Source organism: Streptomyces sp. 8N706, from assembly GCF_052245415.1.
Classification (GTDB): domain Bacteria; phylum Actinomycetota; class Actinomycetes; order Streptomycetales; family Streptomycetaceae; genus Streptomyces.
In genome coordinates, this window is the sequence record NZ_JBQQBW010000260.1 from 1 (window position 1) to 708 (window position 708).

Here is a 708-nt window from a genome sequence, read left to right on the forward strand (position 1 = left end):
GGCGTCAGCGGCCTCCGGGCAAGGCGGCGCCGCATGCCTCGCAGCTGCCGCCGTCCGCACGTTCGTTGATCCGCCCGCACTCCGTGCAGACCCGGTGCAACTGGCAGGCTCCTTCCCCGCCCTCATATCCGCCCCCGTAGCCGCCGTCGTCCCACCCGCCCTGTCGTACGTCCTCGGTGTCCGCCATGCGCACCATGAGAAGTCACCGGGCCGGAGCCCGCAACGCCTGGTGTCCGACGACGGACTTGGCCGACCGGCGCCGACGAGTTCATGACGCTCGGCGCGGCCACCTCGAGGAGATGGCCGGCCCCACTGCGGCCGTGCGCCCCGTAGCGAACGCGCCCGGCCGCTGCCTCCCGAGTCAGCGAAAGGCAGCGGCCGGGTGAGGTGCCGCTGAGCCGGGCCGGAAGCCACGACACGAGGCCGGGGCCCTTGTGGCCTTCGGGCCCCGGGCAGTGGAGGCCTTGCGGCCTCCGGGCCTGGGGCCTCAAGGCCTCGGAGCTCGGGACCTCGGCCTCCGGGCTCGGGGCCTCGCGGGCCTTCGGCCTTGCGACCTTCGGAGTTGCGGCCCCGGGCCCGCTCTAGGGCGTGTTTCGAAAGTAGCGCCGTCCGCCCGAAGGGCGGGGGTCGCGGCGGCTGGTGCGTGCGATCGCAAGGCGGTGGGGGTACCCCCGGCCGGAGGCTGGGGGAGGTCGTCCTCGTACTGGG

Annotated in this window: 1 protein-coding gene; it reads right to left on the reverse strand. The window is 74.6% G+C overall.

All coding sequences use genetic code 11. The features are described 5' to 3' along the window. Nucleotides 1–4: 4 nt before the first annotated feature. Nucleotides 5–187, reverse strand: a complete 183-nt coding sequence (locus ACTWQE_RS34165) for a hypothetical protein (RefSeq protein ID WP_443332973.1) — start codon at nt 185–187, stop codon at nt 5–7. Between the last annotated feature and the right edge of the window lie 521 nt (nt 188–708).

What these genes read in the sequence shown, in the direction of transcription:
- ACTWQE_RS34165 (WP_443332973.1), bottom strand. Translation starts at nt 187, where the DNA reads ATGGCGGACACCGAGGACGTACGACAGGGCGGGTGGGACGACGGCGGC.